At 36.6% G+C, this 18,736-nt stretch carries 10 protein-coding genes, 1 tRNA gene, 5 pseudogenes and 1 riboswitch; of the genes and pseudogenes, 10 read left to right on the forward strand and 6 right to left on the reverse strand.

Annotated features, from left to right (window positions below; translation table 11 throughout):
- Positions 1 to 75: 75 nt before the first annotated feature.
- The 3 genes and pseudogenes from glpD to glpK all read left to right on the forward strand — a co-directional run bounded on the left by glpD (position 76) and on the right by glpK (position 3,954).
- Positions 76 to 1,596, forward strand: a complete 1,521-nt coding sequence (gene glpD / locus ME5_RS03210) for a glycerol-3-phosphate dehydrogenase (RefSeq protein WP_008038355.1) — start codon at positions 76 to 78, stop codon at positions 1,594 to 1,596.
- Between the two features lie 206 nt (positions 1,597 to 1,802).
- Positions 1,803 to 2,506, forward strand: a pseudogene (locus tag ME5_RS10310) (MIP/aquaporin family protein).
- Positions 2,443 to 3,954 (forward strand): glycerol kinase GlpK, encoded by a 1,512-nt coding sequence (gene glpK, locus ME5_RS03215; protein WP_008038366.1) that lies wholly within the window; start codon positions 2,443 to 2,445, stop codon positions 3,952 to 3,954. Before ME5_RS10310 ends, glpK begins: the two are co-directional and overlap by 64 nt.
- Before the next feature lie 132 nt (positions 3,955 to 4,086).
- Here glpK and ME5_RS10505 read toward each other — a convergent pair whose 3' ends face one another.
- A complete protein-coding gene (locus ME5_RS10505) occupies positions 4,087 to 4,224 on the reverse strand; it encodes a hypothetical protein (protein ID WP_155799368.1) in 138 nt (45 codons plus the stop codon).
- 90 nt (positions 4,225 to 4,314) lie between these two features.
- Between ME5_RS10505 and ME5_RS10320 the strand changes: the two are divergent.
- Positions 4,315 to 4,960: pseudogene (locus tag ME5_RS10320) on the forward strand (NAD(P)H-dependent oxidoreductase).
- 220 nt (positions 4,961 to 5,180) lie between these two features.
- Here ME5_RS10320 and ME5_RS03225 read toward each other — a convergent pair.
- Both ME5_RS03225 and ME5_RS03230 read right to left on the reverse strand, forming a co-directional pair.
- Positions 5,181 to 5,254 (reverse strand) — tRNA-Gly (locus tag ME5_RS03225).
- 153 nt (positions 5,255 to 5,407) lie between these two features.
- The gene (locus tag ME5_RS03230; protein WP_008038370.1) at positions 5,408 to 6,496 is read right to left on the reverse strand and encodes a 2'-deoxycytidine 5'-triphosphate deaminase; all 1,089 of its coding nucleotides are present in this window, start codon (positions 6,494 to 6,496) and stop codon (positions 5,408 to 5,410) included.
- Between the two features lie 79 nt (positions 6,497 to 6,575).
- A riboswitch (SAM riboswitch) is annotated at positions 6,576 to 6,648 on the forward strand.
- A gap of 148 nt (positions 6,649 to 6,796) precedes the next feature.
- Between ME5_RS03230 and ME5_RS03235 the strand changes: the two genes are divergently transcribed.
- The 3 genes from ME5_RS03235 (at position 6,797) to ME5_RS03245 (ending at position 11,591) form a co-directional block, all read left to right on the forward strand.
- The gene (locus ME5_RS03235; RefSeq protein ID WP_008038372.1) at positions 6,797 to 7,996 is read left to right on the forward strand and encodes an O-succinylhomoserine sulfhydrylase; all 1,200 of its coding nucleotides are present in this window, start codon (positions 6,797 to 6,799) and stop codon (positions 7,994 to 7,996) included.
- An 82-nt stretch (positions 7,997 to 8,078) separates the two neighbouring features.
- The gene (locus ME5_RS03240) at positions 8,079 to 10,235 is read left to right on the forward strand and encodes a glycosyltransferase family 2 protein (protein ID WP_008038373.1); all 2,157 of its coding nucleotides are present in this window, start codon (positions 8,079 to 8,081) and stop codon (positions 10,233 to 10,235) included.
- 252 nt (positions 10,236 to 10,487) lie between these two features.
- Entirely contained in the window at positions 10,488 to 11,591 is a 1,104-nt protein-coding gene (locus ME5_RS03245; RefSeq protein WP_245256478.1) for a DegT/DnrJ/EryC1/StrS family aminotransferase, read from the forward strand.
- 551 nt (positions 11,592 to 12,142) lie between these two features.
- Here the strand turns inward: ME5_RS03245 and ME5_RS03250 are convergent.
- The 3 genes and pseudogenes from ME5_RS03250 to ME5_RS03260 form a co-directional block, all read right to left on the reverse strand.
- A pseudogene (locus ME5_RS03250) lies at positions 12,143 to 13,308 on the reverse strand (IS3 family transposase).
- Positions 13,309 to 13,488: 180 nt separating this feature from the next.
- A complete protein-coding gene (gene lpxK, locus ME5_RS03255; protein ID WP_008038354.1) occupies positions 13,489 to 14,517 on the reverse strand; it encodes a tetraacyldisaccharide 4'-kinase in 1,029 nt (342 codons plus the stop codon).
- Positions 14,507 to 15,334: pseudogene (locus ME5_RS03260) on the reverse strand (glycosyltransferase N-terminal domain-containing protein); the annotation flags it as partial. The pseudogene ME5_RS03260 and the gene lpxK, both read right to left, overlap by 11 nt.
- Positions 15,335 to 15,889: 555 nt before the next feature.
- Here ME5_RS03260 and mutL point away from each other — a divergent pair.
- The 3 genes and pseudogenes from mutL to ME5_RS10960 all read left to right on the forward strand — a co-directional run.
- On the forward strand, positions 15,890 to 17,815 hold the full coding sequence (mutL, locus tag ME5_RS03265) for a DNA mismatch repair endonuclease MutL (protein WP_008038380.1): 1,926 nt from the start codon (positions 15,890 to 15,892) through the stop codon (positions 17,813 to 17,815).
- Positions 17,816 to 18,009: 194 nt separating this feature from the next.
- On the forward strand, positions 18,010 to 18,243 hold the full coding sequence (locus ME5_RS03270) for a DUF2093 domain-containing protein (protein WP_008038381.1): 234 nt from the start codon (positions 18,010 to 18,012) through the stop codon (positions 18,241 to 18,243).
- Between the two features lie 305 nt (positions 18,244 to 18,548).
- A pseudogene (locus tag ME5_RS10960) lies at positions 18,549 to 18,736 on the forward strand (transposase); the annotation flags it as partial.

The raw sequence follows: 18,736 nt of genomic DNA on the forward strand, positions 1-18,736 counted from the left end.
TATTTTATATTGAATTTTTTTTTATTTTTTATTACTGTAACATAAATTCAAAAATGAAAGTTTATAAACATTTCAATGGACTATGAAATATTTATTATTGGCGGCGGAGTGAATGGTTGTGGATTAGCCCGTGATGCAGCTGGACGCAAATTTAAAGTAGGGCTTGCAGAAATGAATGATGTAGCCTCAGCCACATCTTCAGCTTCGACCAAGCTTATCCATGGAGGGCTTCGTTATTTAGAACACTATGCGTTTAAACTTGTAAGTCATGCATTAAAAGAACGTGAAATTTTATGGCGTATCGCTCCACATATTGTCCATCCGATCCGATTTTTGTTGCCGCATCATAAAGGACTGCGGCCAGCTTGGCTGTTGCGCACGGGACTTTTTCTTTATGATCATATAGGTGGTCGCAAAGAGTTGCCAACTACGCGCACAATAAACTTTCACGATGTATATGGTGAACCATTAAAAGATATTTATAAAAAAGGATTTGAGTATTCTGATGCGCAAGTAGATGATTCACGCTTAGTAATATTAAATGCTCGCAGTGCGTCTGAACTTGGTGCAACAATAATGACGCGAACAGAAGTCATATCTCTCAAGCGTCATACCGATCATTGGCTTATCACGCTTAAAAATAAGCGGACAGATCAAATATTTACTGTTACATCTGCATTTATTGCAAATATGGCGGGTCCATGGATTAACTATATAATGCAAGACGTTTATTCATCCGATCAACACCCACCGATTCGTCTAGTCAAAGGTTCACATATTGTTGTAAAAAAATTATACGATCACGATCGAGCTTATATCTTTCAAAATTCTGATGGACGCATCATTTTTGCAATACCTTATCATCATGATTTTACATTAATTGGTACAACGGATCTTGATTATAAGGATGATATTTCAAATATTGAAATTAGTGATCAAGAAATATCTTATATTATTGATGCGGCAAATGAATATTTTAAAAAACCCATTACACGTGAAGAAATAATTTGGAGCTATGCAGGCGTAAGACCGCTATATGACGATGATGCATCTAAAGCGCAGGAAGCAACACGTGACTATGTATTAAAATTAATTGATGATGATACATTAGCACCAATGCTCAATGCATATGGTGGCAAGATAACCACATATCGTAAACTAGCTGAAGATGCCATGAATTTTGTTGAAGATCATTTTGGCAAAAGAGAACCATCTTGGACTGCAAAAGAACCGTTGCCTGGAGGTAATTTTCCTCATAACGATATTGAAGAAGTTAAAAAAGGAATTGCAGTAAACGTACCGACATTAGATGCTTTTACAATTCGTCGTGTGGCTGAAAATTATGGCACGCAAGCAATATTAATTTTTAAAAATAATGCAGAAAATTTCGGTCAAAATTTTGGACATGGTCTTTATCAAATAGAAGTAGATTGGCTCATTAAAGAAGAATGGGCTTTGACTGCAGAAGATATTTTGTGGCGGCGCACCAAGCTTGGTTTATGGTTTAATAAAAAAGAAATAAAAAAACTTGATGAATACGTTAATAATATCGTTAAAGATGATAATAATTTAAAAGATAAAGACAAAAATCTCTAAAAAAGTCTTTATAAATTTTACTTATTCAAATATTATTATTATGAAAAAAGTATATTCGGGAGAAGCTTTTTATAATGGGGATAAAACTTAAACAAGAATGTATTTCTGAATTTATAGCCGCATTTGTATTTTTAGTTTTTGGCATGAGGGGTGTCGCAGGCTTAAAACTTTCAGGTGCAAGCTATGGACAATGATAAATATCAATTATATGGGGGCTTTTTGTAGCATTAGGTGCTTATCTCAAAGGTGGTGTTTCTGGTGCGCATCTTAATCCGTCAGTTACAATTGCACTAGCTGTTTTTGGAAACTTTCCAAAAAAATAGTTTTTTATATTATTTCACAATTTTTAGGGGCTTCTGTTGCCGCTGCGGTTGTATATGGACTTTATTTTAATCTTTTTACAGTAAAAACATTGGACACAGCAGGTGTGTTTACAACATTTCCTTATAGAAACAATACTATAATGCAAGCATTTTTCACTGAAGTCTTCATTACTAGTCTCCTCATGATGCTACTTCTTGGTCTCACTGATGATAGGAATGGTATTCCAAGAGGTACATTGGCACCAATGATCATTAGTACTCTCGTCTTAGTTTTAGGTGGTTCCTTTGCTCCACTTACTGGTTTTGCAATGAATGCAGCGCGTGATTTTGGTCCACGTCTTATTGCTTATATGTCAGGATGGAACATTCAAGTTATGACTGGGGATAGAACAGTTCCTTATGCTCTTATACCTCTCATTGCGATAATTATAGGCGCTTTAATTGGAGCATTTATTTATAAAATATGTATTGGTGGCCCACTCACAAAATACAAAAAAAGATTTCGTTGGAAGGAGACATACAAATGGATGAAAAAAAGAAGTATATTGTTGCTCTTGATCAGGGAACAACAAGTTCAAGAACTTTAGTACTTGATAGAAAAGCAAAAGTCGTTTCCATCGCTCAACGAGAATTTAAACAAATTTATCCTAAACCCGGTTGGGTTGAGCATGATCCAAGAGAAATTTGGGCCACGCAAAGCGCAACACTCGTTGAAGCTTTAGCTCAAGCAGGGATTCGTTCTGAGGAAATTGCGGCGATTGGTATTACTAATCAACGTGAAACTACCGTCATTTGGGATAAAAATACAGGAAAGCCAATTTACAATGCTATTGTATGGCAATGTCGTCGTACAACTGAAATTTGTAATAAACTTAAAAAAGAAGGTCTTGAAGACTACGTACGTGAAACAACTGGTCTTGTTATAGATCCTTATTTTTCTGGAACAAAAATTGCTTGGATATTAGATAATATTGAGGGTACACGTACAAAAGCTGAAAAAGGTGAGTTGCTTTTTGGAACAATCGATACGTGGTTAATATGGAATATGACACAAGGACGGGTTCATGTAACGGAATATACCAACGCTTCTCGCACAATGCTATTTAACATACATAAACTCGATTGGGATGATACACTACTGAAAATACTCAATATTCCTCGTTCTATGTTACCAGTAGTTAAACCCTCTTCAGCTATTTATGGTCAAACAAATATAGGTGGTCGTGGTGGCACCCGTATTCCGATTGCAGGTGCAGCAGGTGATCAACAAGCCGCACTTTTCGGACATTTGTGTGTTGAAAAGGGAGAAGCAAAAAATACCTATGGAACGGGTTGCTTTATGCTCATGAATACAGGCAATCAACCTGTACCCTCAAATCATGGTCTTATTACTACTCTTGCTTGTAATGCAGATGGTGGGTTAGCATATGCTTTAGAGGGCTCTATTTTTGTTGGCGGTGCAGCCATTCAATGGCTGCGTGATGAGTTAAAATTTTTCACTGATGCAGAAGATTCAGAATATTTTTCTGATAAGGTAGGCACTGCTAATGGTGTTTATGTTGTTCCTGCTTTTACTGGACTTGGGGCACCTTATTGGGATCCTTCTGCACGTGGTGCTATTTTAGGTCTTACACGTGGTGTAAACCGCAATCATATTATACGTGCGACTTTAGAATCGATTGCCTATCAAACCAAAGATGTTTTGGATGCTATGCTGGCTGATGCTCATACTGATCTTAAAACATTGTGTGTTGATGGCGGTACTGTGGAAAATAATTTTTTAATGCAATTTCAAGCGGATATTTTACAAAAATCAATAGAACGTCCAAAACATTTAGAAGTGACAGCTTTTGGCTCTGCCTATCTTTCTGGTCTTGCTGTTGGATTTTGGGAAAGTCTTGAAGAGTTGCGCACAGTCTCGACTGTAGAGCGTGTTTTTCATCCATCATCTGACTTGGAAAAACAACAAAAACGTTACTTAGGTTGGAAAAAAGCTGTAGAGCGAGTACAAAGTTGGGGATCAGATGAATTGTAAATATTGGCAAAGTTTAAACAAAATTTTGAAAGAACACAAAATTGTTTAGGCTCAGGATCTATTCATTTTAAGAATTCCCGATTTCGTTTTTTTCGTTCTCAGCTTTTTTATGAGTCAATGGATGGGTAATAATTATCCAAAAACAACATTCATTGCTTTTACATCTGCAGAAAATAATTTCGAGTTGGCATGAGCCGTCGCCGTCGCAAATTTTTGTCTTGCTTCTCCCGTCGCTTTTACAACGATTATAGGACCATTAGCTGACGTCACCGTTTTAATCAGATTGGTTCGTGTATTTTTATGGTTTCGCAAAAAAAATATTAATGAGGAATAATTGTCATCACTTTATCCAATATTGATATGAGTAAATTTGATTTGCCGAGCTTCGAAAAAGTGCAAGCGCAATTATTGGCTCATCCCCCACGCATTTTATGACTCTATGGTTCAAATCGTGAGCGTTCTTACAGTCGTTTAGCAGTGCTGGAGGCTAGACGAATCTTAGAAAAATTTAGTGCCGAAGTGAAAATATTTCATCCAAAAGAATTACCTTTGCCAGATGAATGTGACACTGAACATTCAAAAGTAAAAGAATTATTTGATTTTTTATCATAGTCAAAGGGCATGTTGTGGTGTTCACCTGAACGTCATGGTTCCATGAGCTCTATTTTTAAATCGCAAATTGACTGGATTCCTCTAGCTGGTGGTGCAATTTAGTGGCGGTTCTCCATCATTTAATACTGTTAATCAAAGGCGAATTTTGGGGCGTTGGATGCTTATGATTACAATTCCGAACCAGTCTTCAATTCCGAACGCTTTTTTATAGTTTGACGAAGATGGTCGTATGAAACCATCAATTTTATATGATCGTATTGTCGATGTTATGGAAGAACTTTATAAATTTACTTTGCTTACTCATTGACAAAATGACTATCTTATCAATCCTTATTCAGAAAGAAAAGAAGGCAAAGAAGAATTATCCAAACGTGTCAATCAACGCAATTTATAATTTAATCTGATTCAAAAAAAGCTATAATATTGATGCATAGAGACAATATGAATCAAGATTGTTTTTTAATGAGTAATAATGACATTTATAAACAGGCAGATCTTCATACATATAAGCAACTTATAACCGTTCAATCCGTGAAGTTTTTTGCTTTTACAAATGTTTAAAGTGCCATTTTAAATTGTAAAAATATCTTGGCCATTACGTTTTGTATATGAATTGGAGCGGGTAGCGGGAATCGAACCCGCGCATTCAGCTTGGGAAGCTGACAAGCTACCATTACATCATACCCGCATTACAGAAATAAGATATTCTCAACCAAGAGAGATATACGACACTATTTATAAAATAACATCGATTCAATACAAAAAATTATGAATTATTTGTATGAAATGCGCTTTATCCTGCTTAATTATTATTTTTATAATACGATTTTAGCGATAGACTTTATTTGAAGTGTTTGGACAGTTTTAGTGCCTGTGCTTGATAATTTGAACCCAATTCCTGTCCATAAAGCTTGCTTGGCTTGTTCAACATATTTTCATAAATCAACCGACCGACAATTTGCCCATGCTCAAGGATAAAAGGCACTTCATGACTACGCACTTCTAAAACTGCACGTGCGCCTGTGCCTCCAGCAGAAATATTGCCAAAACCTGGATCAAAAAAGCCCGCATAATGGACACGAAATTCACCAACAAGTGGATCAAACGGGCGCATTTCCGCCGCATAAAGCGGTGGGACGTGCACAGACTCTCGAGAAACAAGAATATAAAATTCATCGGGATCAAGAATAAGCTCGCGCGCGCCGCGATCATAAAGCGGTTCCCAAAAATCAAGAATATCTGCTAAGCCTTTTTTATCAACGTCAATAACGCTTGTATGATGTTTACCACGATAGCCTATAAGACCATTTTCACCACCCGTTAAATCAATAGAAAGCCCAACACCATCATTGCTGATATTGGGCACATCATCAGAAACAAGAGTTTCGTTTTGATGAAGCTTATAAAGATGTTCTTCATCGAGTTGTGCTTTACCTTTGCGAAAGCGTATCTGCGACAAACGAGATCCTGTTCTTACCAAAACTGGAAACGTACGCGGACTAATTTCCAAATAAAGAGGGCCGTCATAAGCGGCACAAACCTTATCAAATTCTTGTGCATAATCGGTAATAACACGCGTAAAAATATCAAGCCGTCCAGTAGAGCTTTTGGGATTAGCAGATGCAGAAAGATCATCAGGCAAGCTTAATGTTTCTAAAAGAGGAACGATATAAACACAGCCTGTTTCTAAAACCGCACCTTCTGTAAGATCAAATTCATGAAGTTTAAGCCGCTCCAACTTATCAATAACCTTTGTATCGCGCCCTGGCATAAAGGAAGCACGGACGCGATAAGCTTTTTTCCCCAATCTTAAGTCGAGACTTGCAGGTTGTATTTGATCAGGATCAAGAGGTCGATCGAGTTTCAATATATTGTTATCAAATAAAGCGTGAATATCGCTATCTGCAAGAATACCGTTTAAACGTGCCATAAAATCGACCTTCTCTCTTTTATCTTTTCTTCTTTACCCAAATCACACATTGACGCAAGTGCTACGAGGGATTAAGGAAAGTTTATCCCGTGGTGATTTGGCCGGCCGGCTTGCAGCCACGATAGATTATATGTGATTATAAACAAAATTTCATTGACTGGCAAAGTCTTTGAAAAGTGGAATTAAGTGACACATAATCTTTCAATAAATGCTAAAAGGCCGTGAAACAAAACGGTTTTTGGCATCCTTTTTTCTTAATCTTCATAAGTTTTGAAGATTTATTGTGAAAGTAGGTAGCGCATGACTTTAGATCCTAATCGTAAATACCGCACAGCAACACAGATGGTGCATGCAGGCACAACACGTTCCCCTTTTGGAGAAGTTTCAGAAGCACTCTATCTTACCCAAGGTTTTGCTTATGAAACAGCAGAACGCGCCGAAACTCGTTTTGATGGCACAGAACCTGGTTTTGTCTATTCGCGATATGCCAATCCCACAACCGATATGTTTGAAAAGCGCATGTGTGTCCTTGAAGGTGCAGAAGATGCCCGTGCTTTTGCCTCAGGAATGGCTGCTGTTGCAGGGGCAATTTTATGTTTTGTTAAAGCAGGAGATCATTTTGTCGCTGGGCGAGCAATGTTTGGATCTTGCAGCTATGTTATTGAAAAAATCTTACCCCGTTATGGTGTTGAAGTTAGCCTTATTGATGGCACAAAAATAGAAAATTGGGAAAAGGCAATACGCCCCAACACAAGCGGCGTTTTTTTTGAAACACCCGCTAATCCAACACTTGATGTTGTGGATATAAAAACAGTGAGTGCGTTGGCACATCGTGTTGGTGCCACTGTGATTGTTGATAATGTTTTTGCAACACCAATTTTTCAAAAACCGCTTGAATTGGGTGCTGATGTTGTTGTCTATTCTACAACGAAACATATTGATGGACAGGGCCGCTGTCTTGGCGGCATGGTTCTTGCAAGCAAAGCATGGATTGATGAAAACCTTGCGGATTATTTTCGTCATACAGGCCCAGGCTTAAGCCCGTTTAATGCTTGGTTGATGTTAAAAGGACTTGAAACATTACCGTTAAGAGTTGAAAAGATGACCCGTTCAGCATCAAAAATTGCGGATCTTATCAGCGGCCATAAAGCTGTTTTAAAATGCATTTATCCAGGGCGCAGCGATCATCCGCAGGCAGATATCATCGCCAAACAGATGAGCGGTGGCTCAACAATGATTGCTTTTGAACTGCAAAAGGGAAAACAAGCAGCATTTAAATTTTGTAACACACTAACAATACCGCTAATCTCAAATAATTTGGGTGATACACGTTCTATTATTACGCATCCTTCAACAACAACACATCAAAGCATTGGTCAAGAAGCACGCGCACATTTAGGCGTAAACGATGGATTGTTGCGTTTTTCTATTGGTTTAGAAGATACCGATGACTTATTAGACGATGTCGAACAATCCCTCAATGCTTCATATTTTTTGTGAATGAGCCCTAAAAAAACTCAAAAAGATAGTTTTTTAATATTTTATTAGTTATTAATTTATTGTTTTAATAGGAGTGTCAAATATGAATGAATGTGTTTGTTCTATAATAATGCCGGTTTTTAACGGCGAAAAATACATTTCATCCTCACTTGACTCAATTCTTGCTCAAAAAACAACCTATCCATTTGAAATTATAATTGTCAATGATGGTTCAACAGATGCAACCAATGAAATCGTTCGTAATTACGCTGACAAATTTAATCATATCGTTTTACTTAATAATGAAAAAAACTACGGAAAAGGTTATAGTTTTCAACGTGCTTATGCAAAAGCGCGTGGACGTTATTTTCATGTGTTGGATGCAGATGATGTATTCACGAATACAAATAAACTTCATAAACAAATAGACTTTTTAGAAAAAAATCCAGATTTTATTGCTGTTTGTCACAATACTTTTCTTGTTTATCCTGAAAATGAAATATCAATTTTGATTAATATATTTGAGGAAAGAATCTTTAGTTATGAACAGTGTATACTCAATGAAATTTATGCTCATACATCAGCAATAATGTATCGAAAAATAGTAGATAAATTACCCGAATATTTCAATCTTGAAGCATTTCGTGGAGATAGCGCTGTATTTAAATTTCATCTTTTAAAATCAAAAAGAAAGCTTAAATATTTTCCTGATATTCATAGTATATATTATTGGAATGGAGGTGGAATATGGAATTCTTTAAATGCTATAAATCAAAGAGAATTAAATGTTGATATATTAACTCAAACACAAAAATATATGATTGGCAACAAGTCTTCACCTGAATGGAAAACCATACAAAATAATATAGATTATTTGGCAACAATACCTATTGAACATAAAAATAGAAAAAAAATAGATATGATGTCAATAATATCATTTTGCGTACGATATTGTTCTCAAATTTTTTCTGATACTAGTTATTTTAATGCAGTTTTTAGTAGTAAGGTCGTTGATCAAATCGCTGAAACTATTGGTCGCTGGTTTATTTTAAAACAAGGTTTATGTCTTTCCGATAAACCATATAATGATGTGGCCGTAATCGCTCTATCTGTTTTAAATAAAACTGGGGGAGGCATCTATGCGGAACTCCAAGATCTTTCAAAAGCTCTTTTGACAAAATATAAAAAAGTATATGTTGTATCCAGTGAATGGTTAGAAAATAACGAAAATGACTTACATGAAGCTTTTGATGATCCACGAATAGAAGTGATTAAAATTGATCATTCATTGAATTATCTTGAAAAAATATTAGCATTAATAAATATTTTTTATGAAATTAGAGGTAAAGTATTATATCCTTTTATCACGCATCTTGATATACCGTTAAATGCTGCAATACAATCTGGTTTGTTTAAAACAGTGATTATGGATTTTTGTTATGATCACGGTTTGGTAATGGGTTTAAATAATTCCTCAATAGATAGTTTTATTGTTAAAAATGATAGTCAACTCGATGCAATAAATTATCATGTAACCAATGCGAATTTTACAAAATGTCACCCCTTATTAAAAGATAAATTTTCTACAAAAATCTATATTCCTTATAAAAATAATATTTTAACAACTGCAAGTGCATCAGCACGTGTTTATAAAGCAAAGTCTAATTATATTTATGAATTTATAGATGTTATTATAGCAATAATTGGAAAAACAAATGGTCATCATTATCATTATGGACAACTTGATCGTGAAACGATCGCTTTTTTTCAAAATAAATTCGATAAAGCAGGAATTCCGTTTGATCATTTTATTCATATCGACTGGACTGACAATTTAGGTCTTTCTATGCTAAATATGGGTGTTGATCTTTTTGTTTCAACATTTCCAATCTGCTCAGCGAGAACTGTTGTTGAAATGATGTCCGCAGGAATACCTATAATAAATCATAAAGTCATTAACCCAACTATTTATCCTCCAGCTGATTTTTGTGATCCAGAACAATATTTGTGGTCAGATATGGACGATTTAAAGACTATTATAAGTTCTTTGAATAAAGTTAGTTTAGAAAAAAAGAGCCGTTCTGCGAGACAATGGTTTATAAAAAACAATAATTATGAAAGTCATATTGATCAATTTATACAAGCAAGTGGATCCCCTTATTCGATCGTTAATAATCCTTCAATATATATTTATGACTATGACAGGATAAATGGTGATCATTTATTGCAACGCATTTTTGATTCAATGCAATCTATCTAACTTTATGTGATCAAATCAATCACTCATGCTCATAAGAGATAGCTAAAATTTAACCATTATTTATCTTTTATAATAAAGGATCTAATGGTCCAGAACTTGATAAATTTATGCATATTTTTGTGAAAGATAAGAATAAAGAGTGAAACATTAATTATAAGCATAACCTGATTAAAATTATATTTAACGCTAGCATTCACTTGAAATCGATTTTTCTTTTAAAAAGTTGCACAATAAAACATGGTAAAAATAACAATGAATGAGAAACATTTAATAAAATTTCTTGATTTGCAAACACTCAATGATCGTTTTCGTATTGAAATTGATCAGCGTATAAAAAATGTTCTAGATAAGGGTTGGTATATTTTAGGGCAAGAAAATACGAGATTTAGTAAAAATTTTGCACAATTTTGTGAAACAGATTTTGCTCTTGGTGTAGCCAACGGGCTTGATGCCCTTAACTTGATTATAAAAGGATACGGATTTGGTTCTGAAGATGAAATTATAGTACCAGCGAACACTTATATTGCCTCTATTTTTTCCATAAGTCAAAATGGTTGTATTCCTATATTAGTAGAGCCAAATATTAACACCTATAATATTGATCCAGAGTGTATTGAAGCAGCCATTACTAAAAAAACAAAAGCTATTATGGTTGTTCATTTGTATGGGCAAGCCGTTGATATGGAAAAGATTTGGTCAATTGCCAAACGATATAATCTTAAAATCATTGAGGATGCAGCCCAAGCTCATGGAGCAATCTACCAGGGACGCAAGACTGGTAATCTTGGCGATGCAGCAGCTTTTTCATTTTATCCCGGTAAAAATCTTGGTTGTCTGGGTGATGGTGGAGCTATAACAACCAATGATGAAGTTTTATATAAACGAATTAAAGCATTAGCAAATTACGGCTCTCATCAAAAATATGTACACATATATCAGGGTGTGAATTCACGTCTTGATGAAATACAAGCTGCAGTACTAGATGTAAAATTACCCTATTTGAATGATGACAATGAAAAGCGCAGGCAAATAGCAACTTATTACCGTCACAATATAAAAAACGAACGTATTATACTTCCAAATGTTGGCGAAGAATCTGAACACGTCTGGCATGTTTTTGTAATCAGAACATCTGATCGTGATCGTTTACAAGCTTACTTAAAGGATAATGGTGTTGAAACGATTATTCATTATCCTATTCCTCCACACAAGCAACAATCATGTCAATATTTAAATAACAGAAATTTTCCATTAACAGAAAAAATACACAATGAAGTATTAAGTCTTCCCATTTCACCAGTAATAGATTTTGAAGATATTGAAAAAATTGTAAGACTTATAAATGATTATAAATAAATTATTGGTACTCATTATGTATCATTAATGTTTTTATATTTAGCAAATAGAAAAATTTAAAATAATATAAGCAGTATAAGTTACGATGCTCAATAGTGAGCAATGAATAGTATATCATTCAGTTTTATGTTGATGTGGTATTGAGTATTAAACGTCATAAAAGTTTGATCACCTTTGATAGGAGATTGAGTATCTAGAAGTGCGTTCGCTAAGAACTAAATATCTGCTTACTACTCTCGCCAAATAGCAACATATTGGTCGACAAAAAACATGACTACAAACACAATGCGTTAAAGTCGAGCTTTGATAACTGACAAATAAGAATTGCATAAAACTGTTTTACATTCATCTGGACAAGTCCGATGATAATATCTATATGCAATTCTTAAATAAACACTGATATTTAGAAATATGAAACAGGCTAAGATCATTATCAAAACCTACCCATGGCACTATCACGAAAAATCCAAAAGAAAGTGGAATCAATCAAACTAGTGGCTCAATTTGTCTTAACAGTTTGTAGTATTTTGTTAAGTGAATTTGCGTCTTGATCACGCTGTCATTATTATGGTTTCCAACGCTTTGAAGTATGCCATATCCAGTATTATCGCTACCAAGCGATGAATGTGGATTTCTGGTATTGCAAAAGTTAGATATCGGCCAATGCCAGCACGTGCCTTAGCAACGCTCTTATAGGTATGGAGATAAACCTCCTCATATTTGACTGTTTCAAAATCGCTCAACAAAGGCATTGTGGCGTCACGCGCCCTTGCCATCCATTGAGATAGCGATTTGCGCGTTCTGTAGTACTGCCGTGAAGTCTATCGACGTCAATTGTGAGTCTTGGTTGGTATTGAATATGTCGGGTTTACCATAACGCGCAAGTGCTTCCTTAACGACGCTCACCTATGCAAAAAGCGGCTACCATTGTCATTGACCGCCACAAAGACAAAACCCTTCGACTAAACCAGTCCACAACGACACAAAGATAAAAAAACCACAGGCTATGGGAATATAGCTGATGTCCATCGCCCAGACCTGATTAAGCCATGTCACAGCCAGATGACGCAGCAGATAGGGATAGACTTTATGAGCAGAAGTTGGCTTCGAGGTATTAGACCGTCGCGGTATATCGCTTCTATCCCTATTTTCTTCATTTGCGTGGCGACATCTAGTTGCCCGACTTCCATCTTTCGCTTTTCAAAGCCCTTGCAACATTCAGCTTCTCGCAAACGGATATTCGATATTCAAAATGGAGTTCGTCAATTCGGCGTATCAGTGCCAAATCACCATCTGATACATGGCACGGGGAATAGTAAAGACTGCCACGGCTGAAACCTAAAAGCTTAGATTGGCGTGAGATCGATAGTTTGTGTTCAGGGTCAATCATTTCTTTGCACTCAGCAATCCCGCCGTGTTGAACGCCCCTGATAAAAAATCATTCTCTAAAGTCAGCTCCCCAATCTTGGCATAAAGCGTCTTCACATCAACGCTGGGCGCGCACTGTTCTGCCTTGGCTTCATGACCAAATATGAAAGTCGCCTTCTCAAGAAGCTGATCTTTCCATTGCTTGATCTGGTTTGCGTGTACGTCAAAGTGGTGAAAGAATCCAATAAGGTTTTCTCGCCCCTGATTGCAGTAGGGGGTACTTTCGCTTAAAAGCTGCGCTATGGTTTCGGTATGGTCGTATTATCGTAATGTCTCTTGTCATCGACATCTAAGCCAAAATCAGGCAAAAACTCCACTGAACGTAAATGCTTAAATTTCCTAAACTACTTCTTTTATCACGATAGCTGTTAAGCCTATTAAACGCGTGTATTTTCTTTCATTACAAAACTGCCTCTCAGCAGCTAAACTGCAAAGATAGATATTTTTATAATTTATTAATGGTGGCATTTCATGAAGATAGAGACACACCTCTTTTTGTGGCATTTTCTATCGTTGTTTGAATAAGCTTTTGACATCTGTCACCGTCATCAAAAACAACACTTATATCAAAAATAATCATTGATTGAAGATCTTCATACACTCTCTTTCCTTTTAAACGCATATAATCTTTTAACGTGGTTGCAAGCAAAAGATTGTTTTTGGTGGCAAGGTGAGAAAGACGGTCAATTTCCACTTGAGTATAGAAATGATGATCGGCAAAAACATGTTTTTGTATGATATGACCGCCCAACTCTTCAATAGAACGAAAAAATTTTTCAGGATTTCCAATACCTGCAAAGGCTAAAAAATTTTGATTTTCAACGGATGCTGTTGCAGAAGGTTTTAAACGAGCTTGATATAAGGGTATCAGAATTTTTGGATCCAATAAAGGTTCTGATAATGTATTTTTTTCATTCGTCAGTGTCACAATACTATCTGTATAGTTTAATTGTGATTTAAGCGGCGCTCGTAATGGACCTGCGGGAAAAACAGCACCATTGCCAAAACCACGTATTCCATCAACAACCAACAAAGCGTAATCTATAAAAATGCGTCGACTTTGAAAACCATCATCCATGATGATGAAATTGCATCCATGATTTTGCAACAGTTTTGCACCATCTAAACGATTTTTTGATACCGCAACTGGTGCATATTGCGCTAATAAAAGTGGTTCATCACCAACGCTGTGTGCCGTGTCTTGGAGAGAGTTAACAAGGCGTGTTTGAGTATTTTTTCGACCATATCCACGCGAAATGATCCCAGGCTTTAGTCCCATTGTTGTTGCACATTGAGCGAGAGCAATTGCGACAGGTGTTTTTCCAGCCCCCCCTAGAGTGAAATTACCCACACATAAAACAGGCAAATCAATTTTAGGAGGCACTTTATTATGCATTTTACGTGCTGCAAAAAAACCATAAAGTCCTGAAAGCGGCATTAAGAGATAATGTGGAAAGCTTTTTTTCTGCCACCAAAATTTAGGTGTATTACTCACCATAACCGCCACCTTGAGGGGTTAAACGCGCTTGTAATATAAGCGGTTGAATAAAAGGGTGCAAAACGTGTAAAGTCCGCTCCAATGCTCCACTCATATTGGTGGCTGTATGATAAGCAGCATCCACCATAACCCGCCTCATTGGCTCATGCGTCAAAAGTGTATTGACCTGAACCGCCAATTGCGTAGCATCTACAACGGAACGTGCAGCTTTTTGAGCAAAAAATTCTTCAAATGTATCTTGAAAATTTTGAATATGTGGTCCTGTTAAAATAGCGGTACCAAGAAGTGCTGGTTCTAACGGATTATGTCCACCTTTATCGCTGAGTGACTTTCCGATGAACGCCACTTTTGCCAAACGCAAAAAAAGTCCCATTTCGCCTACGCTATCGCCCATAAAAATATCTGTATCTTTAGTAATAAGATCATTTTGGCTGCGTTGAGCAACAATAAGATTCTTATCATTGAGCATATCTAAGATAGTTTCTGTACGCTCAGGATGACGCGGTACAATAATGGTTAAAAGATCTGGAAGACGCGTTTTAAGCGCCGCATGAACTTCGGCTGCAATGCGTTCTTCACCTTCATGAGTTGAAATAGCAGCCCAAACACGGCGCTTTCCAATAGCTTCACGATATGTTTGCAAAAGTGCTGTATTTTCTATAGGCGCAACATCAGCTTTTAAGTTACCAGAAACCGCAACATGTTTAACACCAAGTGCATGATATTGTTCAGCATCATTGTCACTTTGACCGATTGCTACATCGATTTTATGAAAAATATGCGTTGCCAAAGCGGGGCGCTTTTTCCAATGGTTGAACTGCTCATGGTAAAACACAGACGCATCAAGAACATCATAGGTAAAAAGCTGTCTGTATAAACAATGGAATTTGATTTAATTGAGTGTCGCATAATCGCTAAAAGCGTTTTAGTATGGGTATTGGGGATAGGAAAGGCATAAACTTTTCAATTGCATTTTAACAGTCTCAATACAGTTATTTTCCCACAAGCGCCAAGGCCTCTTTTGCCTTTACGAACACCACAAAAATTTCTCTGATCAAATTCAATGTCACGCACAAGAATTCAAACGTTTCTTGTTCAAGGCGGGAGGATTTTTCCTCTCGTAGTTTTGGACTGTGTTTCTATTGACGCCTGCAAAAACTGCAGCAAAACGAGTTGTTCGTCTGCTACTAAATACTTAATGAGTACAACTTATTTTACTAGTGAAAGGCGACTTTTAGCCCATGACTTATCCATTTAACGCCAATAGCTTTTTTAGCTAACTATACTAGTCACTCATTTTTAAGGGGAAACATACGACTCTTGCTTCATATAATTCTATGTTTAACTTAAAAAATCGGCTATAGTTTCCAGTATGACCATACGGCATCTTAGTGAAACAGTAATAAATCAAATAGCAGCCGGTGAGGTGATTGAACGCCCTGCCAGTGTTGTTAAAGAGCTTATCGAAAATTCTATTGATGCTGGGGCAACACGTATTGATATTGCAACTGCCGGCGGGGGGAAAACTCTTATTCGTATTAGCGATAATGGATCAGGTATTGCTGCTGATCAATTAGAGCTTGCAATCTCTCGCCATTGTACATCCAAATTAAATGACGATGTGCACGATATTCGTTCTCTTGGTTTTCGTGGAGAAGCTCTCCCATCAATTGGCTCTGTTGCAAAGTTAAAAATCACTTCACGTACACAAAACAATGACAATGCAACTGAGATAGCCGTCAATGCAGGTCATATCGATGGTCCACGACCTGCTGCTGGTAATTATGGCACAATTGTAGAAGTGCGTGATTTATTTTACGTAACACCTGCACGGCTTAAATTTATGAAAAGCGATCGTGCTGAAACCGCCGCTATCACAGATATTGTCAAACGTATTGCAATTGCTTTTCCTCATATCCGTTTTTCTGTATCTGGATCTGATAGAAATTTGTTGGATTTTCCAGCGACAGGGAAAGACCGTCATGCGCAGTTAGAACGCATTGCCCAAATTATGGGAAAAGACTTTGCGCCTAATTGTATTCCCTTAGACGTTATGCGTGAAAATATCTCTTTAACAGGCTTTTCAGGTGTTCCCTCGTTTAATCGAGGCAATAGTTTGCATCAATTTGCTTATGTTAATGGGCGACCAGTGCGCGATAAATTACTCTTAGGTGCTATTCGTGCAGCTTATTTTGATTCCATTGCTCGTGATCGTTATGGGGTTTGTGTTCTCTTTATAGATTTGCCGCACACTGATGTTGATGTGAATGTACACCCTGCAAAAGCTGATGTGCGTTTTCGTGATCCCGGGCTTGTTCGAGGTTTAATTGTTGGTGGCATACGTGAAGCTTTGTCACACGCAGGCATTCGACCCGCATCAACAGGCGCAGATGCAATGTTAGCAGCTTTTTTATCACAAGTGCAAAAAAATACGAGTGATACAACTTATACGGCACAAAGCTTTAGTACCGATTTATCTTTTCAAGATGATAAAATCAGAGATCATAAAATTTACAGCCATATTTATAATCAATCTGTATATAAGCCGCCGAATCATTCAAAAACAACACTCGATGCGGCACAATTTGGCAATGCTCCATTAAAGCCATATCGGCATAATAGTTTTCACGAAAATGAAACGATGAAACTTGACGCTCTAGACATGCCAATCGGAGATATTTCTGCTTCTTTATCAGATCCAACACAAGAAGAGCTCGGCTATCCTTTAGGTGCTGCACGCGCACAAATACATAAAAATTATATTGTATCACAAACACAAGATAGTTTAATCATCGTTGATCAACATGCAGCCCATGAGCGTTTGGTTTATGAAGCGCTTAAAAATGCGCTATATAGTCGTCCTTTACCATCACAAATGTTGCTTATTCCTGAAATTGTTGAATTGTCATCAGACGATATGGAAGGTCTCTTATCACACCAAGACACTTTAAAAAAATTTGGGCTTGTTATTGAACCTTTTGGACCTGGTGCCCTTGCAGTGCGTGAAACACCTTCGATGCTTGGTGAGGTTAATGCAAAAGCTCTCATTCTCGATTTAGCAGATGAAGTGGCAGAACATGATACTGCCGATGGTTTAAAAGCAATGTTAGACTATGTGGCTGCAACAATGGCATGTCACGGTTCGGTACGTTCTGGTCGTATTCTAAAGGGACAGGAAATGAATGCTCTTCTTCGTCAAATGGAAGCCGTTCCTAGTTCTGGTACATGCAATCATGGACGGCCAACATATATTGAATTAAAATTACACGATATTGAGCGCTTATTTGGTCGCCGATAATCAATAGACATATGAGCATGATAAAAAACTTGTTTTCTTTACTAAAAATATCATTATTTTCTTGTATTTTAGAGCTTGTTTCCGTTAATTTTAAACGTTGTGATTATTAGATCACGCAAGACATGGTTTAAGATTTAAAATACGCTTATTGATCATAGTCTCTATAGTATGTAAAATATAAGGAATTGAATGTCATGTATTCGAGTGATGAGAGCGAAGCCAGAATTAATTATTTAAGTGGCGATTACGAAATTCTAAACTATGGCACATATGTCTTTTGTGCAGTGACAGGTCAAAAAATACCTATTGATGACTTAAAATATTGGAATTATACGCGCCAAGAGGCATATGCGAGTTGTGAAATTTCTTATCAGCGTGAATTGGAATATAACCCTCATTTACGTAAATTACTCGGCTCAACATTATAAAAAACTTACAAAATAACTGTCTTGTTAAAAGTGTTATTTTAATTATTTTATTTGAAATACAAGACCTATTTTATTCGATGTCTACCATAATAAAGATAAAAGACATTTTGAACGGTTGAGCTTCGTTATGAAAAAAACTTCCATAATAGACTCATTTGCGCTTTAAAAAACGATCTTCGTTATTTTTGGTGAATTTCACCATATTTGAAGATCACTCATCAATATCAAAAGCAATTACTTTTAGAAGTAGTTTAGGAAATTTAAGCATTTACGCTCAGTGGAGTTTTTGCCTGATTTTGGCTTAGATGTCGATGACAAGAGACATTACGATAATACGACCATACCGAAACCATAGCGCAGCTTTTAAGCGAAAGTACCCCCTACTGCAATCAGGGGCGAGAAAACCTTATTGGATTCTTTCACCACTTTGACGTACACGCAAACCAGATCAAGCAATGGAAAGATCAGCTTCTTGAGAAGGCGACTTTCATAT

This window comes from Bartonella tamiae Th239, from assembly GCF_000278275.1.
Classification (GTDB): Bacteria; Pseudomonadota; Alphaproteobacteria; order Rhizobiales; family Rhizobiaceae; genus Bartonella; species Bartonella tamiae.